Source organism: Nonomuraea sp. NPDC050478, assembly GCF_044458265.1.
Classification (GTDB): Bacteria; Actinomycetota; Actinomycetes; order Streptosporangiales; family Streptosporangiaceae; genus Nonomuraea; species Nonomuraea ferruginea.
Window position 1 is genome coordinate 724,118 of the sequence record NZ_JBITHT010000002.1, and the last position, 24,446, is coordinate 748,563.

Sequence of the window (24,446 nt, forward strand, 5' to 3'; positions counted from 1 at the left end):
AACTCTGACGGGGCGGCCCCAACCGTAGCGTCATCGGCCGATGACCCGCCACACGGACAGCGACGGTCCATCACCTGTTCCGTCATTCGTGTCGCCGCCGTTATGGACGAGGTCGGCGCGGGCGGGCAGGGCCAGCGGAGCCCCCGGCGCGCGGCGGGCGCACACGAGCAGCGTCTCCTCGTACGTCTCGCGCGCGAACACCAGGCAGTCGGCGTCGGCGTGCAGCCAGCGCAGCCCGCCGTGGCGCAGCGCGGGCTCGCGGCGGCGCAGGCCGAGCAGGTCGCGGTAGGCGGCGAGGGTGGCCGGGTCCCGGTCTGCGGGGCGGTTCCAGGGCATGGGGGTGCGGGAGTGCTCGCCGTTGACGCCGGTGAGGCCGAACTCGCTGCCGGCGAACACCATGGGCGTGCCGGGCAGCGTGGCCTGCAGGCCGAGCGCGACGAGGTGGCGCTCGCGCGAGCCGGTGACGGTGCGGATCCGCGGCGTGTCGTGCGAGTCGAGCAGCTGCCAGGAGTGCACGAGCGAGCGCCACGACATGTGCGAGGCGAAGGACCGCAGCGTGGCCAGGGCGGCGAGGCCGTCGCGGCGGGGAACGCCGCCGGGCACGCCGAGGAAGTGCTCCAGGCCGAGCGTGCCGGCGCGCAGCCAGGACCAGACGGGGCGGGTGAAGCCGCCGTAGTTCATCGTGCCGTGCCAGCCGTCGCGGTCCAGGTCGGACGAGGCGTCGTGGTTGTGCTCGGCGACGAACGCGGCGCCGGGCGGCAGGGCGCGGCGCAGCAGGGCCGCGGCCTCGTGGTTGTGGTCGTCGGCGCCGAACCGGCCGGTCATGTTGGCCACGTCCACCCGCCAGCCGTCGAACGGCCCGGTCCAGCGGGTGAGCACCTGGCGCATGCGGTCGCGGACGAGCGGGCTGCCCCAGTTGAGCTTGGGCAGCGACTTGAAGCCCCACCAGGACTCGTAGTCGCCGGTGTCGGGGTCGAAGTAGTACATGTCCCGTTCGGGGGCGCGCACGTCGGAGACGGCGGCGGTGAACCAGGCGTGGGCGTCGCCGGTGTGGTTGGCGGTGATGTCGCCGAGCAGCCGCATGCCGCGCCCGTGCAGCGCGTCCGCCAGCCGGCGCAGCGCGGCGTCGCCGCCGAGCAGCGGGTCGACGCGGTCGAAGTCGGCGGCGTCGTAGCGGTGGTTGGAGCGGGCCGGGAAGATCGGGGTCAGGTAGACGGTGTCGGCGCCGAGGCTCTCGATGTGGCCGAGGTGGCGGACGACGCCGTCGAGGTCGCCGCCGTAGAACTGCTCCGCGGTGCCGGGGCCGCTGGGGATGACCGGGTCGCGGTCCCAGTCGCGGGGCAGCGCCCATGCCGGGGCCGGGTCCGGCATGGGGCCCGAGCGGGCGAACCGGTCGGGGAAGATCTGGTAGACGATCGAGCCGGCCATCCACGCGGGGGGCGGCTCGTGGCAGACCAGGCGGAAGTCCCCGGAGTCGGGCAGGTCGTGCGCGAACAGCCCGGCGGCGGTCAGCCACGCCTGGCCGCCGGTGGTCTCCAGCAGGAAGCGGTAGCGGGTGACCGGGTTCACCGGGGTGACCTCGGCCCGCCACCAGTCGTCGCCGGCACCGTACCCGCCGACGGGGCGGCCGGTCCTGGCGGGGTCGGGCGCGGCGCGGGCGTAGCGCGGCTCGCCGTCGTGGACGGCGCGCACGTGCGCGGCGGTGACCCCGGCGGCGCGCGGGGCGCGCAGCCAGAGCGTCACCGGGGCGCCGGGCTCGGGCGCCTGCGTGGAGACGTACAGCGGGGAGCCGTCGTGGTGCGGCAGATCCAGGAAGCGCATGAGTCACCCCTTGACGGCGCCGGAGGTGAGTCCGGAGACGATGTACTTCTGCAGCCAGAGGAAGACGCTGACGGTCGGGATCGCGGTGAGCAGCGTGGCGGCGGCGAACATGCCGAAGTTCTCGTTGCGCCGGTCGCCGGCGATCATCCCGTACATGCCCACGGCGAGCGTCTTGCTCTCCGGGTCGCGCAGGAAGACGTTCGCCATGAGGAACTCGCTCATGGTGGTGATGAACGCCAGCAGCGCGGTGACCGCGAGGATCGGCGTGACCAGCGGCATGATGACCTTCCAGAAGACCTGCGCGTGCGTGGCGCCGTCCACGGTGGCGGCCTCGTCGAGCTCCTTCGGCACGGTGTCCAGGAAGCCCTTCATCAGCCAGGTGTTCACGCCGAGCGCGCCGCCCAGGTAGAGCAGCATGAGCCCCCACACGGTGTCGAAGCCGAACGCCGGGTACAGCTCGGTCACCCTGGTGAAGATCATGAAGATCGTCACGATGGCCAGGAACTGCGGGAACATCTGGATGAGCAGCAGCGCCAGCAGCCCGACCCGGCGCCCGGCGAAGCGCATCCGGCTGAAGGCGTAGGCGGCGAACATCGACAGCAGCAGGCTGGCGAACGACGACAGCAGCGCGATGAACACCGAGTTGAAGAACCACCGGCCGAACGGGTAGACGTCCGAGGTCATCAGCTCGCCGAAGTTGTCCAGGCCGGCTCCGGTCGGCAGCAGCTCGGTCGAGGCGAGGGTGCCCAGCGGGTTGATCGCCGCCGAGACGACGAACAGGATGGGGAAGATCGCGAACGCGCACACGGCGAGCACGAACGCGTGCCTGAGCGCCAGCTTCACGCGTACACCTCCTCCTGCTTGCGGGTACGGCGGAACGCCACGGCAGAGACGATCGCCACGATGGCGAAGATGAACACCGAGATCGCGGCCGCGAAGCCGAACTGCGCGCCGCCGGTGCCGAAGGCCAGCCTGAACGTGTAGGTGATGAGCAGGTCGGTGCCCCCCACCTGCGGGTTCTCCGGCGGGAACGGCCCGCCCTCGGTGGTGAGCTGGATGGCGTTGAAGTTGTTGAAGTTGTACGCGAACGACGAGATGAGCAGCGGCGTCAGCGCCACCAGCAGCAGCGGCAGCGTCACCCGCCGGAACGCCTTCCACGGGGTGGCCCCGTCGATGGCGGCGGCCTCGGTCAGCTCCCGCGGGATCGCCTGCAGGGCCCCGGTCGTCACCAGGAACATGTACGGGAAGCCCAGCCACAGGTTGACCAGGACGACGGCGAGCCGGGCGGTGGTCACCTCGCCGAGCCAGTCCACGTTCAGCCCGAGCATCTGGTTGACCAGCCCGAAGTCGCGGTTGAACATGTCACGCCAGACCAGCAGCATCGCGAACGACGGCATGGCGTACGGCAGGATGAGCGCGATCCGGTAGGCCTTGGTGCCGCGCATGCGCGGGTGGTGCAGGGCCAGCGCGACGGCCATGCCGAGCCCGAACGTGCCGGCTACGGAGGCCAGCGCGAAGACCGCGTTCCAGCCGAACACGCCGAGGAAGTAGCCGGAGATCGTGGGGTTGGTCAGCACCCTGGCGAAGTTGGCCAGGCCGACGTTGACCTGCCAGCCCTGGGCCAGGTGCTCGCCGGCGGCGTTGACGAAGTAGCCCTGCGACCCGTCGGCGCGCCACGGGCCGCCCTCGCCCCGCATGCAGTCGCAGCCCGCGTCGTAGACGAGCGCCGCCCTGCCCTCGACGGCGCGGCTGAGCCCGTTGGCCTTGATGGCCCCGCCGTCGGTGGGCACGGTCAGCGCGGCGATCTCCTCGCCGCGGGCGGCGGCCTGCGGCGCGGTCAGCACGGTGACGCCGGGCGCGCGCAACACCTTGCCGGTGACGCCGACCTCGGCGCCGGGCAGCGGCGACAGCCCGCCCGCGTCGCCGAGCCGGACCTGCTTGGTGGCGGGGTCGACGAGCAGGAACACCAGTTCGCCGCCGCGCAGCGCGGTGGTGAGCTGGTACTCGGGCGAGCCGGGCGCCTGCCGTACGGAGCCGCGCTCGATGGCGGTGATCGCCGCCGCCTTGTCACCGCGGTGGCCGTCGCCGAAGTTGGTGAAGGCGGTGGTCACCGTGTAGAGCACCGGGAACACCTGGAAGGCGATGAGGAAGACGGTGCCGGGGACGAGATACTTGGCCGGGACGTACCGCCGGGTCAGGTAGAGGTAGCCGATGACGGCGGTGGCCCCGAGCAGCACGGCCAGCCCGATCCACGACCCGGTGGCGACCAGCGGCGGCGCGGCGTAGAGCAGGATCGCGGCGGCGACGGCGAGCACCGCGATCCTGCTCACCACGAAGGCGGTGGTGATGTTGCGGCGGGGCCGCGGAGCCTGTGACGCCTCCGCGGTCTCGCGCACGTCGGGCGACATGGGGCGTCAGTTCTTGAGCGAGCCGTCGATGGTCTTCTGCGCGGCGGCGGCCGCCTTGGCCGGGTCGCCGCCCTTGACCACGCCCGCCTCGGCGATGCCGAACGGCTCCCACACGGCCTGCATCTCCGGGATGGCGGGCATCGGCATGCCGTCCTTGCCGGCGTCCATGAACTTGCCGGCGTCGGCGTCGGCCGCCTTGACCTCCTCCAGGGCGGCGGTCAGCGCCGGAGGCCGGGGGTCGGCGTCGTACAGCGCCTTGGCGACGTCCTTGTTGGTCACGTAGTTGGTGACGAACTCCTGGGCGAGCGTCTTGTTCCGGCCCTTGGCCGCGACGAAGAACGACTGGACGCCGACGAACGGGGTGGCGGGCTCGCCGCCCTCGAACGAAGGGACGGGCGTGATGTCGTAGCCGAAGCCGCCCTTCTTGACGTCGGTCATGGCCCACGGGCCGGAGATCAGGAAGGCGCACTTCTTGCCGGCGAAGCTGGGGATGTAGTTCTCGTTGGTGATCGACGTCTTGAGCGCGCCGTCGCCCTTCTCCCCCAGCTCGCGCAGCTTCCCGAAGGCCTTGACCGAGCCCTCGGAGCCGACCAGCACCTGCTTGGGGTCGGGGTCGCCGGCCGGGGTGGAGCCGAACAGCTTGCCGCCGCCGGCGGCGAACAGCGGGTAGACGTGGAAGGCGTCGCCCTTCTGGGCCACGGGCAGGCAGAGGATCTCCTGGACCTTGCCGTCGTCCTTGAGCTTCTTGCCGGTCGCCACCATGTCCTCGATCGTGGCGGGCGCGTCGGGGGCCAGGTCGGTGTTGCGGATCAGGGCGATGTTCTCGACGGCGTACGGGGCGCCGTAGATCTGGCCGTCGAAGGTGACCGCCTTGATCGCGATGTCGGAGAACGCCGCCTTCTGCTCCTCGGTCAGGTTGACCGGCTCGATGGCGCCGTTCTGCACCAGGTTGCCGATCCAGTCGTGCGCGCCGACCATGACGTCGGGGCCGCTGCCCTGCTGGGAGGCGGTCAGGAAGGTCTGCTGGTTGTCCTTGCTGATCTCCTTCACCTCGACGGTCACGCCGTTCTCGGTGCCGAACTGATCGGCGAAGGGGGTGAGGGCCTTGACCCGGTTGGGGTCGGCCCAGATGACGAGGTTGCCCGACGCGGGGGCGGCCGAGGCGGACTCGCTCGGCGCCGCGGAGGGGGCAGCGGGGTCGGAGCCGCCACAGGCGGTTAAGGCCAGCGTCGCGAGAGCGGCCACGCCCAGGGCTCGCTTGCTCATGAGACCTCCCGAAAGATCAGTGATCGACCGCTTTCGCGGCTCTTGTTTCCGGGACGTTAGCTGGATTTTGCAATTTTTGGAAGATTTTGCAAGAGGGCGTTACCCGATCCTCATCCAGAGGCATTCCGGAGAGGCTCAACCTCCAGCGTCCGACCGGTATGCAAGTTTCGGCAAGCTTGCATCCCCACCCGGCGGAAGCCGGCGGGGTCCCACCCGATTCTCCCGCGCCGGCCGGTGCGGGCCCGCCTCTGATGAGGATCGGGAGCATTTGACCTTTCTTTCCCTCGGCGCGGCAGTCCGCGAAGAATACGGTCGGTAGCGTCGGTGAGGTGCGCCTGTGGGCCCGATCCCTGCGGGGACGCGTCACCATCATCGCCACGGTCGTCGCCGCGCTCGTGCTCACCCCCGTGGCGATCGCGGGCGTCCTCATCACCCGCCATCTGATCGCGCAGGCGACCTGGGACTCCACGGGAGACACCGCCGCCCGCATCGCCGCCCGGGTGCGCGGCGGCGAGCTGGGGGCCGGCCACGGGCTGCCGGTGCTCGACAGCGACGTCGACCTGATCCAGCTGGTCGCGCACGACGGCCGGATCCTCGCGGCGAGCGACGCGGCCAGGAAACTGCCGATGCTGAGCGGCGTGCGGCCGCGGCCGGGCGGCCGGGACGTCGACGTCACCGCTTGCCTGCCCGCCATGTGTATGCACATCACCGTGATGCGGGCCGGCCTGTCCGCCGAGGCGCCGATCGTCTACGCTGCGCGGCGCACCCCGCCCCTGCTCTCCACCCGGAGCATGGAGATCAGCGCGGCCGTCCAGCTCGCCGCGATCCTCGCGCTCACCGCCTGGGCGACCTGGGTGGTCACCGGCTCGGCCCTGCGCCCGGTGGCGCGGATGCGGCGGGAGCTGGACCACATCACCGCCCGCGACCTGAGCCGCCGGGTGACGGAGCCGCCGGGTGACGACGAGGTGGCGCAGCTCGCCCGCTCCGTCAACGGCACCCTGGCCCGCCTGGAACGCGCCGGGCTGCAGCAGCGCCAGTTCGCCGCCGACGCCTCGCACGAGCTGCGCACCCCGATCGCCGGGCTGCGCGCCCAGCTGGAGAGCGCCCAGCTCTACCCGGACGAGGCCGACGTGCGGACGCTGGTGAAGTCCGCGCTGCGCGACACCGACCGGCTGGAGGCCATCATCACCGACCTGCTGCTGCTGGCCAGGATCGGCTCCGGCGAGGACGCCGCCGCCAGGGAGCAGGTGGACCTGGCCGAGCTGGTCCGCCAGGAGCTCACCAGGCGCACGGACAGGGTCCCGGTGAGGACCGAGCTCGCCGAGGGCGTCACCGTGCACGGCGTCCGGCTCCAGCTGGCCAGGGTGCTGACGAACCTGCTGGACAACGCCCAGCGGCACGCCGAGAAGCAGGTGTCCGTCGAGGTGCGGCGGCAGGACGGCCAGGCCGTGCTCTGCGTGGAGAACGACGGCGCGCCGATCGCCGTCGGCGACCGCAAGCGCATCTTCGAGCGGTTCACCCGGCTGGACGCCGCCCGCAGCCGGGACGCGGGCGGCACCGGGCTGGGCCTGGCGATCGCCCGCGACGTGGCGCTCGCGCACGGCGGGCAGATCCGGGTGGAGGACAGCCCGCACGGCGCCAGGTTCGTGCTGCGCCTGCCGGCCACCTGGCCCGGGTGACGCAACCCGATGCCCCCGGAAAGTTAAGAACGGGGACGCTGCCAGTTCAACCAGCGCCTCTAGCTTCTGGATGCAACCCGGAGGATAGAGGAGATACGTTGCGAGTCCTGGCCGTAGTTCCCGCCCGTGGAGGTTCGGCGGGCGTACCACTGAAGAACCTCGCCCCCGTCGGGGGCACCCCGCTCGTGGCTCGCGCGGTCCGCGCGTGCCTGCAGGCCGAGCTGGTGGACGAGGTGGTGGTGAGCACCGATCACCCGGGCATCGCCGAGGCCGCCGAGCGGGCGGGCGCGCGGGTGGTGGAGCGGCCGGCCGAGCTGAGCGGCGCCACGGCCTCCAGCGAGTCGGCCGTGCTGCACGCCCTCGACGCCCTGGGCGAGGACCCCGAGGTCGTCGTGCTCGTGCAGTGCACGAGCGTGTTCATCGATCCCGCCGACCTGTCGGCGGCCGTGCGCCGGGTGCTCGACGGCGAGGCCGACGCGGTCTTCTCCGGTACGCCGACGCACGAGTTCCTGTGGACCCCGGCCGGCGCGGGCGTCAACCACGACCCGGCGTCCCGGCCGCGCAGGCAGGACATGGAGCCGCAGTTCCGCGAAACCGGCGCCTTCTACGTGATGCGCGCGGCGGGGTTCCGCGAGCGCGGCCACCGCTTCTTCGGTGACGTGGCCGTGCAGGCGGTGCCCGCCCGGCACGCGGTCGAGGTGGACACACCAGAGGACCTGGAGATCGTGCGGGCGCTGGCCCCGTTCGTGGACGCGCCCGAGCCGATCGACGTGGACGCGGTCATCACCGACTTCGACGGCGTGCACACCGACGACCGCGCCTACGTCGACTCCGAGGGCCGCGAGATGGTGCTGGTCAGCCGCTCGGACGGGATGGGCGTGTCGCTGCTGCGCCGCGCCGGGGTGAAGGTGCTGGTCATGTCGACCGAGCACAACCCGGTGGTGGCGGCCAGGGCGCGCAAGCTCGGCGTGCCGGTGCTGCAGGGCCTGGCCGACAAGCGGACGGTGCTGCGCGACTGGCTCGCCATCGAGAACCTCGACCCGGCCCGCGTGGCGTACGTCGGCAACGACGTCAACGACCTGGGCCCGATGGCCGAGGTGGGCTGGCCGGTCGCGGTGCCGGACGCGCACCCGCGGGTGCGCGCCGCGGCCCGGGTGGTGCTGACCAGGGCGGGCGGCGACGGCGCGGTGCGCGAGCTGTGCGACCGGGTGGTCGCGGCCCGGCCGGTCCTGGAGGAGCCGGCTCCGGCCGCGCCGCCGCGGCTCAGGTTCCGCCCGGTGTCCATCGGGGACGTGCCGGTCGGCGACGGCGAGCCGGTGTACGTGATCGGCGAGATCGGCATCAACCACAACGGCGACCTCGACATCGCCCGCCGGCTCATCGACGTGGCGGCCGACGCCGGCTGCCAGGCGGTGAAGTTCCAGAAGCGCACCCCGGCCATCTGCGTGCCCGAGGCGCAGAAGGGACAGATCCGGCAGACGCCGTGGGGCGAGATGACGTACCTGGAGTACAAGGAGCGCACCGAGTTCGGCGCCGACGAGTACCGGCAGATCGCCGAGTACTGCGACGAGCGCGGCCTGCACTGGTTCGCCTCCCCGTGGGACGTGCCGTCGGTGGAGTTCCTGGAGGACATGGACGTCCTGACGCACAAGGTGGCCTCGGCCGGCGTCGCCGACCACCAGCTGCTGCGCGCGCTGGCCGCCACCGGCAAGCCGATCATCCTGTCGACCGGGATGTCCACGCTGCGGGAGATCGACGAGGCCGTGGAGATCCTCGGCACCGACAAGCTGATCATGATGCACGCGACGTCCACGTACCCGCTGCCTCCCGAGGAGGCCAACCTGCGCACGATCACCACCCTCAAGGAGCGGTACGGGGTGCCGGTCGGCTACTCGGGGCACGAGCGGGGCCTGCAGATCTCGCTGGCCGCGGTGACGCTCGGCGCGGTCTGCGTGGAGCGGCACATCACCCTCGACCGCACCATGTGGGGCTCCGACCACGCCGCCTCGCTGGAGCCGTCGGGCCTGGAGCACCTGGTGCGCGACATCCGGATCATCGAGCAGGCCATGGGCGACGGCGTCAAGCGGGTCTTCCCCGGCGAGGAGGCCCCGAAGGCGCGGCTGCGCCGGATCACTGTCTGACCTCGGTGATCACCCTCTCGGTCATCGTGCCGGTCCGCGACGGCGAGCGCTTCATCTCCGACGCGCTCGCCTCGCTGGCCCGCAACTTCCGGCCCGGCTTCGAGTTCGTCGTGGTCGACGACGGGTCGGTGGACGGCACCGCCGCCGTCGTCGAGGACTTCCGCGCCGACCTGCCCGGACTCGCCGTGATCCGCAACCCCGAGCCGCTCGGGCTGGCGGACGCGCGCAACGCCGGGCTTGCGGCCGTCTCCGGCCGGTACGTCACGTTCCTGGACGGCGACGACTGGCTGGCTCCCGGCTACTTGGCGCGGCTGGTCGCGGTCATCGACGGGCTCGGCTGCGACTTCGTACGCGCCGACCACGTACAGGTCGAGGGCCGCAAGCGGGTCGTGCACCGGGCCCCCGCGGCGCGGCGGGGCGCGGTGCTCGACCCGCGCTGGGCGATCCTGCCGGCGGGCGCGCGCACGATGGTGGACTACCCGTACGCCTGGGCGGGCATCTACCGGCGGTCGCTGGGTGACCTGCTGCGCTTCCCCTCCGGGCTGCACACCGCCGAGGACCGGCCGTGGATCTGGCGGCTGCACCGGGAGGCGGTGACGTTCGCCGCGGTGTCGATGGCGGGCGTGTTCTACCGGCGGCAGGTGGCCGGCTCGCTCACCCAGGTGGGCGACGAGCGGCAGCTGCACTTCTTCGACGCGTTCGAGCTGGTCTTCGCGGACCTGGAGGAGAAGTACCTGCCGAAGGCGGTGCGCAACTTCTGCGGTCTGCTCGCCCACCACCTGGAGCTCGCGGACCGGTTCCCGCCGGAGCTGCGGGCCCGGTTCACCGAGCGCGGCGCGCGGATGGCGCAGGCGCTGCCGCGCGAGCTGGTGGCGGAGGCCGCGTCGGCGATGCCGGCCGAGCGTTCGGCCGTGCTGCGCGAGCTGCTGCCCGGTCTGCCCGTCCCGGCCCGCGGGCCGCGCCCCGATGGGGAGGATTCATGACGAGCCACCCGACGACGGTCTTCTACGCCTCGACGCTGTTCGGCGCGATGTCGCTGGCGGCGGGCATCGACGCCGGCCTGTTCGGGGACGGCCGCAGGGTGCTGCTGGTGTCGTCCAACACGCCGGTCCCCGAGGTCTCCACGCCGCTGGACGCGACCCCGGGCTTCGCCGTGCTCGCCTCCCGGTTCGACGAGGTGCGCTCGTGGAACGAGCTGATCGCGCCGCTGCATCCGGCGGAGTGGCGGCCCAGGATCGTGGAGGCGCCGATGCTGGAGCGGCTGGTCCGCTCCCACCTGCGGCTGGACGTGGTCGACGAGCTGGTGGTCGAGTCGATCGCGGTCGCGCCCGCCCGCACGATCGCCGGGCTGGTCCGCGACTGCCCGATCACCGTCTACTCCGACGGGCTGATGAGCTACGGACCGACCCGTGACCCGCTGCCCGCCGAGATCTCCCACCGCGTCACCCGACTGCTCCACCTCGACCTGGTGCCGGGGCTGGCGCCGCTGCTACTGAGCGAGTACGGGGTGCCGGCCGTGAGGCTGCCGGAGGAGCCGTTCCTGTCGGTCGTCCGCGAGGTGGCCGCGACCGCGCCGGCCATGGCGGGCGGCCAGGCGATGATCCTCGGGCAGTACCTGTCGGCGCTCGGCGTCGTCACCCCCGAGGAGGAGGCCGGGCTGCACGAGGCGATGCTGCGCGGCCTGGCCGCCCGCGGCTACACGGGCGTGCTGTTCAAGCCGCATCCCTCGGCGGGACGCGAGCACGCCCGGCTGCTGCGCGCCGCCGCCGGGCCGCTCGGCGTCCAGGTGACGGTGGCCGGGGAGAGCGTGCCCGCCGAGGTCTGCTTCGCCACGCTCCGGCCGGAGCTGGTGGTGGGCTGCTTCTCCACCGCCCTGGTGACGGCGCGCCGCCACTACGGGCTGCGCGCCGTCTCCCACGGCACCGGCCTGGTGCTGGAGCGGCTGACCCCGTACGAGAACAGCAACCGGATCCCTGCCACGATCGTGGACGCGCTGCTCCCCCGGCTGTCGGAGGACGGCTTCGTCGACGAGCCGCCCGCGGCCGACCTGCCGGAGCTGGTCCGCGCGGTGGGCTACTGCATGCAGGCCGAGGCGTACCCGGACCTGCGGCCCGACGGCTTCTCCTTCGACGCCCGCTACTTCAAGCGCAGGCGGCTGGAGGCCCTGGGCCTCCTCGACAAGCCCGAAAAGCCCGGCAAGCCCGAGCAGGCCCCGCCGGGCCCGCTGGACCGCCTGCGCAGAAAACTCCGAACCACCCGCTGACCCCGCTCCACCTGCGGCGACCTCCGCGCCGTACGCGTCAGGTCAGGACTTTGAGGTAGCGGCGGACGCGTCGCTTGGCGCGGTAGCCGGCGCGCAGCATGTTCGGCGGCACCTCGACCCGCAGCCGGGCGCGGCGGCGGGCGGCGGCGTGCTCGGGGCCGTCCAGCAGGGAGACGGCAGGCACCCGGGAGCGGGAGAGCACCAGCCCGGTCAGCAGCCCGGTCCAGTCGCCGCGCTCGTCCGGGTGGAAGTAGTTGGCCGCGCACCACCGCGGGTCCGCCTGCCGGAAGCCGCCCTCGGCCAGGTCGTCGAGCGTGCCGAGCAGGCCGCTGTCCTCGAACACCAGGTTGATCATCTCGGCGTTCACCCCGAAGTCGCTCAGCACCAGCGACGGCACGCCCATGGCGATGGCCTCCAGCGCGGCCGTGGAGCTGACGGTGACGAACCCGGCCGCCCGCGAGAGCTGGTCCTGCATCGACCCGGCGGCGAACCGCAGCCGGCCCGGCTCGCCCAGCTCCCGCCAGAGCTTCTGGTAGTGGTGGCGCTCGCGGTGGGTCTGCCGCTCGCCTTCGAGCGCGCGCAGCTTGACCACGACGTCCAGGCCGGGTTCGCGGACGGCCAGCTCGGCCAGCGCGAGCAGGATCCGCTCGCGGTCCTCGCGCGCCTTCGGCACCTTGGCCTGGGTGGCGAAGACCACCCGGTCGCCGCCGGACCGCTCCTGCCGGGGCCGCAGGAACGGCAGCCTGGCCAGGCCGACCGCCCCTCCCCCGCCGAGCCGGGCCGCGATGGCCGCGAACTCGGCCACCTCGCGCTCGCTGTGCACCACGAACAGGTCGCAGCCGCTGCGGAACAGCCACGCCTTCTCCGTCGCGGGCACCGAGATGCCAGGCAGCCCGGTGGCGAACACCGGCCGCGGGCGCAGCCCGTCCAGCACGCCGGACACCAGCACGTCCACGACCGGACCCGTGCAGGACACCAGGATCACGTCAGGCCTGGACCGTTCCGCCAGGCGGCGCAGCGCGCGGGCGCTCAGCACCGGCGGCGCGGGCCGGTCCCCCACGGCGGCGGCGATCTGCTCGGCCGACGGCGCGATCGGGGTGCGCACCACCACCAGTTCGGTGTCACAGCCGTCCGGCAGGTCCTGGAGCAGGCAGGCCGCCCACTTCAGGTACGAGTCGGAGTCGGCCACCGCCAGCATTCTCAACCGGTCACTCCTGTCACTCCTGTCAGATGCGAGCGCAGCGCGGGGGCCGCCCTGCTCGTCCACCAGTCGTCGGGCACGTCCACCGGCTCCACCGCCACTCCGCGCGGGCCGAGCAGCACCCGCAGCGAGGAGACCGCGGTCGACGGCAGGCTGACCACCCGCTGGCCCGGGTCGAGGCCGCGCAGCGTCAGCTCGGCGGGCGCGCCGCCGTCGTGCACGGTGATGCCGGGCCGCTCGCGGATGACCGCGACGTCGACCGGGTCCTCCCGCCGGTGCGGGTAGTACGCGAGCGGCTCCTCGGCCGCCAGGTCGGTCAGCCAGCGCAGGTAGCGCTCGCGGTGCACCAGCCCGTTGCGCACCAGCGAGGTGCCGAGCACGACCGTCCGCTCGGCGGGCCCCGGCTCGCTGGGCGGCTGGCCGCGCAGCCATGCGAACTCGTGCCGTACCAGGTCGACGCCCGCCCGGCGGACCGCCTCCGCCAGGTGAGGCGGGACGGGCAGCGCGGTGAAGACCGTGACCCCGCCCGCGCGCAGCCTGATCGCGGCGGCCAGCCCGAGCGCCGCGCGCAGCGCGCCCGGCTGGGCGCGGGCCCGCAGCAGCGGCCGGTACGGTTTCGCGGCGAGCAGTTCCAGCAGCCGGATCGTGGCCATGCCGTCGTCCACCACGACGACCCTGCCGGGGAAGGCGGCGAGCCAGCGCAGCTGCACCCGGCCGGAGAAGGCGTCGCCGACGACGGCCGGCCGGCGCGGCATGCGCTCGCTCGGCTCGGCCAGCTCCAGCCCGGCGGGCAGGTCGAGGCCGCGCAGCTCGCGCCCGGTCGCCTTGAGGGCGCGCAGCCGCGCCCGCGGCACCACGATGGTGGCCGGGCCGAGCAGCCCCGCGTGATGGGCCTCGACGGCGCACAGCATCTGGAGCGGGGATTCCACCCAGGCCGACGCCTGTTTGACCACGTTTGCTCTCCCAGCCAGGTGATGGCCCGTTCACGACCGCTTCAAGCTAGCCCGGGCGGCTTAAGCCGTGCGGAACGAGACGTGAACAATGGGAAGTATGAACTCGCTACGGCTTTACAGAGACGGTGTCGAGATCCCGCAACTCGGCCTCGGCGTCTGGAAGGTGACCGACGACGAGGCGGAGCGGGCCGTGCTGACCGCGCTCGAGGCCGGCTACCGCCACATCGACACGGCCACGCTCTACCGCAACGAGGAGGGCGTCGGCCGGGCCGTGCGCGCCTCCGGCATCCCGCGCGAGAAGCTCTTCGTCACCACCAAGCTGTGGAACTCCGACCACGACCGGGTGGAGCGGGCCTTCGACGAGAGCCTGGCCAGGCTCGGCCTCGACCACGTCGACCTCTACCTGATCCACTGGCCGGCGCCGAAGCAGAACAAGTACGTCCAGGCCTGGCGTGGCCTGGAGAAGATCTACCGGGACGGCCGGGCCAGGGCCATCGGCGTGTCCAACTTCACGGTCGGCACGCTCACCCGGCTCATGGACGAGACCGACATCGTCCCCTGCATCAACCAGATCGAGCTGCACCCGTACTTCCAGCAGCACGAGATGCGCGAGTTCCACGACAAGAACGGGATCCTCACCGAGGCGTGGAGCCCGCTCGGCTCCGGCCGGGGCCTGCTGGAGGACCCGGCGCTGGCGGTGCTGTCGGACAAGCACAACCGCACGCCCGCGCAGATCGTGCTGCGCTGGCACATCCAGATCGGCAACGTGGTGATCCCGAAGTCGGTCACCCCGTCGCGGATCAAGGAGAACATCGACGTGTTCGACTTCATCCTGGACCGCGAGGACATGGCCGCGATCGGGGCGATGAACGCCGGCCGCCGCCTGGGGCTCGACCCCGAGACCAGCGGGTGAATTCGCCTCACATATCGCTTTCGCGGATGAATCTGTACGATCTTCCGCGTGCGTGACTTATCGTGGGGCATCGCGGCGACCGGCGGCATCGCCAGGACAGTGGGCGCCGTCATCGCCGCCGAGCCGGGGATGAGGGTGGCCGCGGTCGGCTCCCGCGACCTGGGCCGGGCCAAGGCGCTGGCCGCGACGCTGGGCGCCGAGTCCGCCCACGGCTCCTACGCCGAGCTGTGCGCCGATCCGGCCGTGGACGCCGTCTACGTCGCCACCCCGCACGCCCAGCACCTGGAGGTGGCCGAGGCGGCCATCGCGGCGGGCAAGGCCGTGCTGTGCGAGAAGCCGCTCGCCGCCACCACGGCCGACGCCGAGCGGATGGTCCGGCTGGCCCGCGAGGCCGGGGTCTTCCTGATGGAAGCGATGTGGATGCGGTTCAACCCGCTGATCCGCATGCTCGCCGGCGACGGGCGTTTCGGCGAGATCCGCTCGGTGCGCGCCTCGTTCGGCTTCGCGCACCCGTACGATCCCGCGCACCGGCTCTGGGCGCCGGAGCTGGGCGGCGGCGCCCTGCTCGACCTGGGAATCTACCCCATGGGGCTGGCCCAGTTGTTCCTCGGGACGCCGGAGAGCACGCACCTCACCGGCTCGCTGTCCCCGGGCGGCGTGGACGCCGAGGCGGGCGGGCTGATGAGCTATCCGGGCGGCAGGCGGGCGCTGGTGGAGTGCTCGCTGCTCGGCGCCTACTCCAACGACGCCACCGTCGTCGGCACCGGGATGCGGGCCGACATCGACGCCCCGTTCTGGGCTCCGCGGCGGGTCGTGCTCAGCGGGCCGGGGATGGAGCCGGAGGAGCACGTGCTCGACGATCCGGCGGACAACGGGTACGCGGGCGAGCTGCGCGAGGTCCGCGACTGCCTGGCGCGAGGTCGTACCGAGAGCGCGATCATGCCGCTTGACGAGAGCCTTGCCATCATGCGGGTTCTGGCGGAGGCGCGGGCGCAGATCCGCTAGCCGCGGCTTTGAAGACTTGCCAGTTTCTTGCCAGATGCGTTACTTTACTCCGCATTCACGGCATACGTCCGGTTTGTCCGGTCGTGTCCGAGAACACCGTCGTATCGCAGGATCGTCCTGCGACCGCTGAATCCGCCTTGCGCGGAACCGGGGACCCACTTCTTCCGGGGTGAATCGGCGCCTCGCGCGCCGTAGGGCAGCTTCCACGCCCGAACCCGTCAGCTAACCCGGTAAGCGGCATGGAAGCAAGGAGTACATCCCCTCGATGGTCATGCATCGCCTCCCCCGTGCCACCAAACCGCATTACGTCCGCGCCGCCCTCGGCGCCACCTTCGTCGCCTGCTTCATGGGCTCCGCCCTCCCCGCCCACGCCGACCCGGTCAACGGAGACGATCTCTCGTTGACGGCCCAGGCGGAGACCGGCCAGACCGCCTCCCAGGAGGCGAAGCCCGCCGAGAAGGACAAGATCGACGTCACCGCGGCCCAGGTGCTCGCCCTGGCCAGGGAGCAGATCGGCATCAGGGAGAACGCGCGGGGCGGCGGCACGAAGTTCCAGGAGTGGTACGCGAACTCGCAGCGCGCCCAGGAGACCATCGCCCGTGACGGCGGCCACCCCGCCGCCTACCTGAACGCCCCCTGGTGCGCGATGTTCGTCTCCTGGGTCGGCGAGCAGACCGGCGCCCGCGCGCAGGTGGGCTGGGACGCCTACACGGTGACGCACGCGCGGTGGTTCCAGAACAACGGCCGCTGGGGCACCCTGGCCAAGCCGGGCGCCGTGGTCTTCTTCGCCTGGAACGGCAGCAAGAGCCTCGGCTCCATCCAGCACGTCGGCTTCGTGGTCAAGGACAACCGCGACGGGACGATCTCCACGATCGAGGGCAACACCGGCAACGGGCTCGTCGAGGAGCGCATCCGTCCCAAGTCTCAGGTCGTCGGCTACGGCTACCCCGAGTACGCCGCCTGATTGTCCGGAAGAATCCCTGAGGTGTCGATGCGGGCGCCGCTCGTTCGACGCGTCGGCGAGACCGGGATTCGAAGGAGAAGCACCGTGAAGTTCATGATCATCGGAAAGGGCAGCGCCGAGACCGAGGCGGGCGTCATGCCGAGCCGGCAGCTCGTCGACGACATGATGGCCTACAACGAGTCGCTGGCCAAGGCCGGTGTCCTGCTGGCGGCGGAAGGGCTCGCCCCCAGCTCCCGCGCCGCCCGCATCGCCTACGGCCCCGGCAAGCCCAAGGTCATCGACGGGCCCTTCGCGGAGACCAAGGAGATCATCGCCGGCTTCTGGCTGATCCAGGTCAAGTCCCGCGAAGAGGCCGTCGAATGGGCCCTGCGCGTCCCCGTCCCCGAGGGCGGCGAAGGGGTCGGCCTGGAGCTCTGGGAGGTCTTCGACGCGGCCGACATGCCGGAGACCTCCCTCACCCCGGAGACCGCCGAGCGCGACAAAGCCCTCCGCGAGTCCCTGGAGACCAACCCCCCGAACGCCTGACAGCCCAGGGCGACCCCCCGCACGCCTGCCGGAAACGCGTCACCCACGCCCGCCGTGGACGACCATCACCGCTTCAACCAGGAGCCCGGCACACATGCCCGGGACGCCGCTCCTTCTTGAAAGCGTTTCTCGCTTCCCGCGCTGAGGTGAGTGCCGGGCATGTCCCGGACGGGGTGACCATACGATGGGCCCGTGACAGCTTCGGAGACGCATGGGGCCATCGAGGCCGTGTGGCGGATCGAGGCGGCGCGGCTGATCGCCGGGCTGGCCCGGCTGGTGCGCGACGTCGGCCTGGCCGAGGAGCTGGCACAGGACGCGCTGGTCGCGGCGCTGGAGCAGTGGCCCCGCGAGGGCGTGCCACGCAATCCGGGCGCCTGGCTGATGACCGTGGCCAAGCGCCGGGGCGTCGACCTGATCCGCCGCAGGGAACGCTACGAGCGCAAGCTCGCCGAGATCGGCCGCGCCCTGGAGGACGACCCCGGGCAGGAGCCGCCCGGCCCCGAGGAGATCGAGGACGACCTGCTGCGGCTGGTGTTCACCGCGTGCCATCCGGTGCTGTCCACCGAGGCCCGGGTCGCGCTGACGCTGCGGGTGCTGGGCGGCCTGTCCACCGACGAGATCGCGCGCGCGTTCCTGACGCCCGAGCCGACGGTGGCGCAGCGGATCGTCCGCGCGAAGCGGACCCTGGCCACGCGGAAGGTGCCGTTCGAGGTCCCCGCGGGCGAGGAACTGGCCGGACGGCTGTCGTCCGTGCTGGAGGTCATCTACCTGATCTTCAACGAGGGCTACTCGGCCACCGCCGGCGACGACTGGATGCGGCCCGGCCTCTGCGAGGACGCGCTGCGCCTGGGCCGGGTGCTGGCCGGGCTGATGCCGAAGGAGCCCGAGGTGTTCGGCCTGGTGGCGCTCATGGAGATCCAGGCGTCCCGCTCGGCCGCCAGGCTGGGCCCGTCCGGCGAGCCGATCCTGCTGCTGGAGCAGAACCGCGCCCGGTGGGACCGGCTGCTCATCCGCCGCGGCCTGGCCGCGCTGGAGCGGGCCGAGGAACTGACAGACACCATGGGCCCGTACACGCTCCAGGCCGCCATCGCGGCCTGCCACGCCCGCGCGTTCACGCCCGGGGAGACCGACTGGGTCCGCATCGCCGACCTGTACGCGCGGCTCGCGGCCCTGTCGGGCTCGCCGGTGGTCGAGCTCAACCGCGCGGTGGCCCTGGCCATGGCGTACGGCCCCGAGGTGGGCCTGGAGCTGGTCGACCAGATCGCCGGCGAGCCGGCCATGCGGGACTACCACCTGCTGCCGGGCGTACGCGGCGACCTGCTGTTCAAACTGGGCCGGCTCGGCGAGGCCCGCGCCGAGTTCGAGCGCGCGGCCGCGCTGACCCGCAACGAGCGCGAACGCGTTCTCATGGAGGCGCGGGCCGCGGCCTGCCGGTGAGACGCCTCTGGTTCTGGTGCGCTTTTGTGCCGGTGTGCGGGAGAAACGGTGCCCGTGGGATGGGAGCGCTCCCAAGTAGCGCTTTGGGCGATATATCCCCGTACGGCTACTTCTAGGGTCACAAAATACCCCAGAGGTAACGGTTGAGTTTCGGGACGTTGACGCCTGGACGCGCTACGGGCACTCTTTGTGGGAGCGCTCCCAAAGACACTCCAATCGCGGGACTGTCGCGATGCACCTCCCAAGATCCACACCCAAGAGGGGTACGGTATGACGAACCACAAGCGCTTTGCAGTAACCGGAGTCCTGGTCACGGCCCTGGCCGCGATGACCGCCGCCTGTGGTGGCGGTGAGGCTCCGGCCCCCTCAGCCGATGCGAGCACGCCGGCGGAGCCCGTCACCATCAACGTGCACACCTTCGGCGGCGGCGAGAACTTCGGCTACGACGAGGCCGTGAAGAAGTGGAACGCCGAGCACCCGAACATCCAGGTCAAGTACTCGAACCTGACCGACAGGTTCGAAGACGTCTATCTGCCCCAGCTGCTCCAGCGCCTGCAGGCCGGCAGCGGCGCCGGCGACATCGTCGGCATCGACGAGGGCGCGATGGGCCTGATGGCCGCCCGCCCGCAGTTCTTCACCGACCTGGGCGAGTACGGCCTGCAGGACCGCAAGGCCGACTTCCCCGCGGCCAAGTGGGAGACGGGCGTCAACGCCGAGGGCAAGCTGTTCGCGCTGGGCACCGACATCGGCGGCATGACCATGTGCTACCGCAAGGACCTGTTCGAGAAGGCCGGGCTGCCGACCGACCGTGAGGAGGTCGCCAAGCTCTGGCCGACCTGGGACGCCTACCTCGAGGCCGGCAAGAAGTTCTCGGCCGCCGACACCGGCGCGAAGTGGATGGACGGCCCGAACACCATCTACAACGTGATCCTGTCGCAGGAGGCGCCGAAGAACGGCAACGTCTCGTACTTCGACAAGGAGAACAACCTCGTCCTGGAGACGAACCCGGCCGTCAAGACCTCCTTCGACTGGGTGCAGAAGTTCAGCCAGCAGGGCCTGACGGCCAAGCTCCAGGCGTTCACCCCGCCGTGGAACAAGGCCATCAAGGGCGGCGACTTCGCCACCATGGGCTGCCCGTCGTGGATGCTCGGCGTGATCTCCGGCGCGGCCGGCGAGGAGAACAAGGGCAACTGGGACGTCGCCGCGGTGCCGGGCGGCACGGGCAACTGGGGCGGCTCGTGGCTGGCCGTCCCCAAGCAGACCAAGCACCCGAAGGAAGCCGCCGAGGTGCTCAACTACCTGACGGGCAAGGACGGCCACATCGCGGCCTTCAAGGAGGCGGGCGCCTTCCCGAGCTCCATCCCCGCCCAGCAGGACCCCGAGGTCGCGGGCCTCAAGAACGAGTACTTCAACGACGTGCCGACCGGCGAGATCTTCTCGGCCTCGGTCAAGGACCTGCAGCCGGTCTTCCTGGGTGAGAAGCACGCCCAGGTGAAGACCTCGGTGGAGAAGGTGCTGGAGGGCATGGACCAGGGCGCGGTGGGTTACGACGAGGCCTGGACGAAGTTCGTCGAGGCGGGCGTCAAGGCAGCGGGCTGACGCTCCCACTGGACCGGGTGGCGCCCGCTCCGGGCGGGCGCCACTCCCGATCTGGCTCGAAAGGCTTCCATGACTCTCCAACTCGCGCCGCCGCCCCGGCACGCGTCGCCCAGGCGGGCGAGGCCGAGCAGGCGGGCCGGGCGCTTCGACCTCAGGGGCATGCCCTACCTCCTGGTCTCGCCCTACTTCCTGCTGTTCGCCGTCTTCGGCGTCTTCCCTCTTCTCTACACCCTCTGGCTGTCGCTGCACGACGCCGAGCTGGCCGGCAAGCGGGAGTTCGCCGGCCTCGCGAACTACGCCGAACTGATCGCCGACGCGGAGTTCTGGAACGCGGTGTTCAACACGGTCGGCATGTTCGTGCTGGCCACCGTGCCGCAGATCATCATGGCCCTGGTGCTGGCCAACGCGCTGAACAAGCGCCTGCGCGGCAGGCTGCTGCTGCGCCTGGGCGTGCTGCTGCCGATGGTCACCTCGGTGGTCGCGGTGGCGGTCGTCTTCAGCCAGCTCTACAGCCGTGACTACGGCCTGTTCAACTGGATACTCGGGTTCGCCGGCATCGAGCCGATCGCCTGGCAGAACGAGAAGTGGTCCGCCTGGATCGCCATCGCCACCATGGTCGACTGGCGGTGGACCGGCTACAACGCGATCATCCTGCTCGCCGCCATGCAGACGATCCCCAAGGACCTGTACGAGGCCGCCGCCATCGACGGCGCCTCGGCGCGCCGGCAGTTCTGGCAGATCACGCTGCCGATGCTGCGGCCGACCATCGTGTTCGTCGTCTTCATCTCCACCATCGGCGGCCTGACGCTGTTCACCGAGCCGGTGATGTTCGAGGGCGAGCAGATGATGACCGGCGGCACCACCGGCCAGTACCAGACCGTGGCGATGTTCATCGTCGAGGCCGCCTTCCGCGGCGGGTTCGAGATCGGCTACGCCTCGGCCGCCGCCTGGCTGCTGTTCGTGCTGATCCTCTTCGGCACCATGATCAACTACTGGTTCACGCGCCGCATCGGGGGTGCACGATGACCACCAGGCAACCGGTCAACCGGCTGTGGGACGCGGGGGCTCTCACTAAGGTCGTGCTCGCCCTGGCGCTGCTGCTGTCGGCCTATCCCGTCTACTACATGTTCATCATGGCGACGCGGACCAACGACGACGCGCTCGACACCCCGCCGCCGATGCTGCCGGGCGGCCATCTGGGCGAGAACGTCGAGCGGCTGCTCGCCACCGAGGACGCCTACTTCCTCACCGGCCTCATCAACTCGGCGATCGTGGCGACGACGGTGACCGTGTCGGTGGTGTTCATCTCCACCCTGGCCGGCTTCGCCTTCTCCAAGCTGCGCTTCCGCGGCTCCAAGATCCTGCTCGGGCTGATCCTGGTCACCATGATGGTGCCGCTGCAGCAGATGGGCATCGTGCCGTTGTACGAGCTCATGGTGACGCTCGGCTGGACCGGCCAGCTCCAGGCGGTGATCCTGCCGTTCCTGGTCAACGGGTTCGGCGTGTTCATGATGACCCAGTACGCCTCCCAGGCGGTGCCGGACGAGCTGGTCGAGGCGGCCAGGGTCGACGGGGCGTCAACACTGGGCATCTATCGCAAGGTCATCCTGCCCGCGCTCCGGCCGGGCATGGCGGTGCTCGCGCTGCTGGTGTTCATGCAGACGTGGAACGAGTTCATGTGGCCGCTCATCGTGCTGCTGCCGGAGAACCCGGTGGTGCAGACCTCGATCGCGGCGCTGAACCAGGCCCACGGCACCGACTACGTGATGCTGTTCACCGGCACCGCCGCCTCGGTACTCCCTCTCTTCGTAGTTTTCGTACTGTTCGGCCGTCAGATCGTGGGCGGCCTGATGGAAGGTGCGGTCAAGGCGTGACGACTCAGGAGGAACAGACCCGCTCCGAGCTGCGATTCCCTACCGGGTTCGCGTGGGGCGCGGCAACCTCGGCCTATCAGATCGAGGGCGCGGTGACGGCGGACGGCCGCGGCACGTCGATCTGGGACACGTTCACCAAGACGCCGGGCAGGGTGGTGGGCGGCGAACACGCGGACGTCGCCATCGACCACTACAACCGCTACCGCGACGACGTACGGATCATGGCGGATCTGGGTCTGAGCGCCTACCGCTTCTCGGTGTCCTGGCCGCGCGTGCAGCCGGACGGATCCGGGGCCGTCAACCAGAAGGGGCTGGACTTCTACAAGCGCCTGGTCGACGAGCTGCTGTCGCACGGGATCGACCCGTGGCTGACGCTCTACCACTGGGACCTGCCGCAGGCCCTGGAGGACAGAGGCGGCTGGCCGGCCAGGGACACGGCGCTGCGCTTCGCCGACTACGCGGCGATCGTGCACGAAGCGCTGCACGACAGGGTGCACACGTGGAGCACCGTCAATGAGCCGTGGTGCGCGGCCTTCCTCGGATACGCCTCGGGTGAGCATGCTCCGGGACGCCGCGAGCCCGAGAACGCCATCCGGGCCGCGCACCACTTGAACCTCGCCCATGGACTAGGGGTCCAGGCCATGGGCGCGCGCCGGGTGGGAGGTTGCGTGAACCTCTACGCGATCACCCCGGCCACGGCCAGCGAGGCGGACCAGGACGCGGCACGTCGCATCGACGGGCTGCAGAACCGGTTCTTCCTCGACGCGCTGCTGACCGGCCGCTATCCGCAGGACGTCCTCGACGACCTGCGGATGGACCTGGCCTTCATCGAGGACGGCGACCTGAAGACCATCAACGCGCCGATCGACGTGCTGCTGGTCAACTACTACAGCCGGTTCACGGTGTCCGGGGCGCCGGGCGGCCGGGCCTCGGCGGCGGCCGCGCCGACCGACTCGGCCTCGCCCTGGGTGGGCAGCGAGCACGTCTCGTTCGTGAACGGCGGCCGCCCGGTCACCGCGATGGGCTGGGAGATCGACGAGGACGGCCTGGTGGAGGTGCTCGCCAGGGTGGCCCGCGACTACCCGCGGATCCCGCTGGTCGTCTCGGAGAACGGCGCCGCGTTCGAGGACGTCCTGGCCGACGGCCGGGTGCGCGACGAGGAGCGGCGGGCCTACTTCGAGGCCCACCTGGGCGCCTGCCGCGAGGCGATCGACGCCGGAGTGCCGCTGGAGGGCTATTTCGCCTGGTCGCTCATGGACAACTTCGAGTGGGCCTGGGGCTACGGCAAGCGCTTCGGCATCGTCCGGGTCGACTACGAGACGCAGGAGCGGCTGCCCAAGGACAGCGCGACATGGTATGCCGAGATCATCCGGCAGAATAGGAACCATGAACCGACCGACTCTTGAGGCAGTCGCCGCCCGGGCCGGGGTCGGCCGAGGCACGGTGTCGAGAGTCATCAACGGCTCCCCCAATGTGAGCCAGCGAGCGCGCGACGCGGTGCAGGCGGCGATCCAGGAGCTGGGCTACGTCCCCAACCGGGCGGCCCGCACCCTGGTGACCCGCCGCACCGACACCGTCGCGCTGGTCGTCTCCGAGTCCGAAGGCCGGCTCTTCGACGAGCCCTACTTCGCCGGCACCATCCGGGGCATCGGCTCGGCGCTGTCGGAGACCGGCCTGCAACTCCTGCTGGCCATGGCGCGCACCCCCCAGGAGCACGCCAGGCTGCAGCACTACCTGACGGGGCAGCACGTCGACGGCGTGCTGCTCCTGTCACTGCACGGCGCCGACCCGCTGCCGGGCAGGCTGGAGGCGATGGGCGTGCCGACCGTGCTGGGCGGCCGCCCCGTCGGCCTGTCCCCCTACAGCTACGTCGACATGGACAACAGGGCAGGGGCCCGGCAGGCGGTCAAACACCTGCTGGGCCTCGGCCGCACCCGCATCGCCGCCATCGCCGGCTCGCAGGACATGGGCGTGGGCGTCGACCGGCTGGCGGGTTACCGCGACGCGCTGCTGCCTTCCGGCTTTCCCGAGCTGGTCGCGTACGGCGACTTCTCCGAGGAGAGCGGGGAGGCGGCGATGGCCGAGCTGCTGGCCGCCCATCCCGACCTCGACGCGGTGTTCGCCGCCTCCGACCCGATGGCGCTGGGCGCGGTCCGGGTGCTGAAGGCGGCGGGCCGGGCGATCCCCGGCGACGTGGCGGTGATCGGGTTCGACGACTCGAAGGCCGCCCTGCACGCCGACCCGCCGCTGACGACCGTCCACCAGCCGACGGAGGCGATGGGCCGCCAGATGGCGCTGCTGCTGGTGGCCCGCATCAACGGCGAGGAGCTGCGCCAGCCGGTCGTGATCCTCGACACCCACCTGGTGCGGCGCGAGTCGGCCTGAGGCGCGGCGCGA

20 protein-coding genes and 1 riboswitch are annotated in these 24,446 nt (G+C 71.4%); of the genes, 14 read left to right on the forward strand and 6 right to left on the reverse strand.

Going from position 1 to position 24,446, the window contains the following annotated elements:
- Positions 1–30: 30 nt before the first annotated feature.
- Genes ACIBF7_RS11360 through ACIBF7_RS11375 form a run of 4 tightly spaced genes read right to left on the reverse strand, consistent with a single transcriptional unit; the run spans position 31 to position 5,495 of the window.
- Positions 31–1,821 (reverse strand): glycoside hydrolase family 13 protein, encoded by a 1,791-nt coding sequence (locus ACIBF7_RS11360; RefSeq protein ID WP_345482620.1) that lies wholly within the window; start codon positions 1,819–1,821, stop codon positions 31–33.
- Positions 1,822–1,824: 3 nt separating this feature from the next.
- Entirely contained in the window at positions 1,825–2,664 is an 840-nt protein-coding gene (locus ACIBF7_RS11365) for a sugar ABC transporter permease (protein ID WP_222709008.1), read from the reverse strand.
- A complete protein-coding gene (locus tag ACIBF7_RS11370) occupies positions 2,661–4,229 on the reverse strand; it encodes an ABC transporter permease subunit (RefSeq protein ID WP_271280180.1) in 1,569 nt (522 codons plus the stop codon). Before ACIBF7_RS11370 ends, ACIBF7_RS11365 begins: the two co-directional genes overlap by 4 nt.
- Positions 4,230–4,235: 6 nt before the next feature.
- Positions 4,236–5,495: a maltose ABC transporter substrate-binding protein gene (locus ACIBF7_RS11375; RefSeq protein ID WP_271280181.1), complete on the reverse strand. Its 1,260-nt coding sequence runs from the start codon at positions 5,493–5,495 to the stop codon at positions 4,236–4,238.
- Positions 5,496–5,824: 329 nt separating this feature from the next.
- On the opposite strand from ACIBF7_RS11375, the gene ACIBF7_RS11380 reads away from it, so the two are divergent.
- The 4 genes from ACIBF7_RS11380 (at position 5,825) to ACIBF7_RS11395 (ending at position 11,578) form a co-directional block, all read left to right on the forward strand.
- Entirely contained in the window at positions 5,825–7,174 is a 1,350-nt protein-coding gene (locus tag ACIBF7_RS11380) for a cell wall metabolism sensor histidine kinase WalK (protein WP_271280182.1), read from the forward strand.
- Positions 7,175–7,272: 98 nt separating this feature from the next.
- Positions 7,273–9,315, forward strand: coding sequence for an N-acetylneuraminate synthase family protein (locus ACIBF7_RS11385; RefSeq protein WP_271280183.1), 2,043 nt, complete (start codon positions 7,273–7,275; stop codon positions 9,313–9,315).
- A gap of 5 nt (positions 9,316–9,320) precedes the next feature.
- Positions 9,321–10,298 carry a glycosyltransferase family 2 protein gene (locus ACIBF7_RS11390; RefSeq protein ID WP_397197024.1) on the forward strand — a complete coding sequence of 326 codons (978 nt, stop codon included), beginning with the start codon at positions 9,321–9,323 and terminating at the stop codon, positions 10,296–10,298.
- Entirely contained in the window at positions 10,295–11,578 is a 1,284-nt protein-coding gene (locus ACIBF7_RS11395) for a polysialyltransferase family glycosyltransferase (RefSeq protein WP_345482621.1), read from the forward strand. The genes ACIBF7_RS11390 and ACIBF7_RS11395 overlap by 4 nt, the downstream gene beginning before the upstream one ends.
- A gap of 37 nt (positions 11,579–11,615) precedes the next feature.
- On the opposite strand, the gene ACIBF7_RS11400 is transcribed toward ACIBF7_RS11395, so the two are convergent.
- The gene (locus tag ACIBF7_RS11400) at positions 11,616–12,776 is read right to left on the reverse strand and encodes a DUF6716 putative glycosyltransferase (RefSeq protein WP_271280212.1); all 1,161 of its coding nucleotides are present in this window, start codon (positions 12,774–12,776) and stop codon (positions 11,616–11,618) included.
- A gap of 2 nt (positions 12,777–12,778) precedes the next feature.
- Entirely contained in the window at positions 12,779–13,732 is a 954-nt protein-coding gene (locus tag ACIBF7_RS11405; protein ID WP_397197025.1) for a hypothetical protein, read from the reverse strand.
- A gap of 97 nt (positions 13,733–13,829) precedes the next feature.
- Between ACIBF7_RS11405 and ACIBF7_RS11410 the strand changes: the two genes are divergently transcribed.
- The 10 genes from ACIBF7_RS11410 to ACIBF7_RS11455 all read left to right on the forward strand — a co-directional run bounded on the left by ACIBF7_RS11410 (position 13,830) and on the right by ACIBF7_RS11455 (position 24,434).
- Positions 13,830–14,645 carry an aldo/keto reductase gene (locus ACIBF7_RS11410; protein ID WP_397197026.1) on the forward strand — a complete coding sequence of 272 codons (816 nt, stop codon included), beginning with the start codon at positions 13,830–13,832 and terminating at the stop codon, positions 14,643–14,645.
- A gap of 48 nt (positions 14,646–14,693) precedes the next feature.
- Positions 14,694–15,650: a Gfo/Idh/MocA family protein gene (locus tag ACIBF7_RS11415; protein ID WP_397197027.1), complete on the forward strand. Its 957-nt coding sequence runs from the start codon at positions 14,694–14,696 to the stop codon at positions 15,648–15,650.
- A 114-nt stretch (positions 15,651–15,764) separates the two neighbouring features.
- Positions 15,765–15,902: riboswitch (cyclic di-AMP (ydaO/yuaA leader) on the forward strand.
- Positions 15,903–15,915: 13 nt separating this feature from the next.
- Positions 15,916–16,614, forward strand: a complete 699-nt coding sequence (locus tag ACIBF7_RS11420; protein ID WP_397197028.1) for a CHAP domain-containing protein — start codon at positions 15,916–15,918, stop codon at positions 16,612–16,614.
- Between the two features lie 93 nt (positions 16,615–16,707).
- The gene (locus ACIBF7_RS11425) at positions 16,708–17,139 is read left to right on the forward strand and encodes a YciI family protein (RefSeq protein WP_261808869.1); all 432 of its coding nucleotides are present in this window, start codon (positions 16,708–16,710) and stop codon (positions 17,137–17,139) included.
- A gap of 192 nt (positions 17,140–17,331) precedes the next feature.
- Positions 17,332–18,576, forward strand: a complete 1,245-nt coding sequence (locus tag ACIBF7_RS11430; protein WP_148032447.1) for an RNA polymerase sigma factor — start codon at positions 17,332–17,334, stop codon at positions 18,574–18,576.
- A gap of 270 nt (positions 18,577–18,846) precedes the next feature.
- Positions 18,847–20,175: an ABC transporter substrate-binding protein gene (locus tag ACIBF7_RS11435; RefSeq protein ID WP_219544545.1), complete on the forward strand. Its 1,329-nt coding sequence runs from the start codon at positions 18,847–18,849 to the stop codon at positions 20,173–20,175.
- A gap of 69 nt (positions 20,176–20,244) precedes the next feature.
- Complete coding sequence (locus ACIBF7_RS11440; protein WP_148032449.1) at positions 20,245–21,201, forward strand: carbohydrate ABC transporter permease; 957 nt, start codon at positions 20,245–20,247, stop codon at positions 21,199–21,201.
- Complete coding sequence (locus ACIBF7_RS11445) at positions 21,198–22,049, forward strand: carbohydrate ABC transporter permease (protein WP_148032450.1); 852 nt, start codon at positions 21,198–21,200, stop codon at positions 22,047–22,049. The genes ACIBF7_RS11440 and ACIBF7_RS11445 overlap by 4 nt, the downstream gene beginning before the upstream one ends.
- Positions 22,046–23,455, forward strand: coding sequence for a GH1 family beta-glucosidase (locus tag ACIBF7_RS11450; protein WP_148032451.1), 1,410 nt, complete (start codon positions 22,046–22,048; stop codon positions 23,453–23,455). Before ACIBF7_RS11445 ends, ACIBF7_RS11450 begins: the two co-directional genes overlap by 4 nt.
- A complete protein-coding gene (locus ACIBF7_RS11455; RefSeq protein WP_148032452.1) occupies positions 23,436–24,434 on the forward strand; it encodes a LacI family DNA-binding transcriptional regulator in 999 nt (332 codons plus the stop codon). The genes ACIBF7_RS11450 and ACIBF7_RS11455 overlap by 20 nt, the downstream gene beginning before the upstream one ends.
- Positions 24,435–24,446 lie beyond the last annotated feature (12 nt).

Excerpts from the sequence above, each read along its gene's own strand:
- ACIBF7_RS11360 (WP_345482620.1), bottom strand. The coding sequence starts at position 1,821 with ATGCGCTTCCTGGATCTGCCGCACCACGACGGCTCCCCGCTGTACGTC.
- ACIBF7_RS11370 (WP_271280180.1), bottom strand. The coding sequence starts at position 4,229 with ATGTCGCCCGACGTGCGCGAGACCGCGGAGGCGTCACAGGCTCCGCGG.
- ACIBF7_RS11375 (WP_271280181.1), bottom strand. The coding sequence starts at position 5,495 with ATGAGCAAGCGAGCCCTGGGCGTGGCCGCTCTCGCGACGCTGGCCTTA.
- ACIBF7_RS11395 (WP_345482621.1), top strand. The coding sequence starts at position 10,295 with ATGACGAGCCACCCGACGACGGTCTTCTACGCCTCGACGCTGTTCGGC.
- ACIBF7_RS11400 (WP_271280212.1), bottom strand. The coding sequence starts at position 12,776 with ATGCTGGCGGTGGCCGACTCCGACTCGTACCTGAAGTGGGCGGCCTGC.
- ACIBF7_RS11410 (WP_397197026.1), top strand. The coding sequence starts at position 13,830 with ATGAACTCGCTACGGCTTTACAGAGACGGTGTCGAGATCCCGCAACTC.
- ACIBF7_RS11420 (WP_397197028.1), top strand. The coding sequence starts at position 15,916 with ATGGTCATGCATCGCCTCCCCCGTGCCACCAAACCGCATTACGTCCGC.
- ACIBF7_RS11425 (WP_261808869.1), top strand. The coding sequence starts at position 16,708 with ATGATCATCGGAAAGGGCAGCGCCGAGACCGAGGCGGGCGTCATGCCG.
- ACIBF7_RS11435 (WP_219544545.1), top strand. The coding sequence starts at position 18,847 with ATGACGAACCACAAGCGCTTTGCAGTAACCGGAGTCCTGGTCACGGCC.
- ACIBF7_RS11440 (WP_148032449.1), top strand. The coding sequence starts at position 20,245 with ATGACTCTCCAACTCGCGCCGCCGCCCCGGCACGCGTCGCCCAGGCGG.
- ACIBF7_RS11445 (WP_148032450.1), top strand. The coding sequence starts at position 21,198 with ATGACCACCAGGCAACCGGTCAACCGGCTGTGGGACGCGGGGGCTCTC.
- ACIBF7_RS11455 (WP_148032452.1), top strand. The coding sequence starts at position 23,436 with ATGAACCGACCGACTCTTGAGGCAGTCGCCGCCCGGGCCGGGGTCGGC.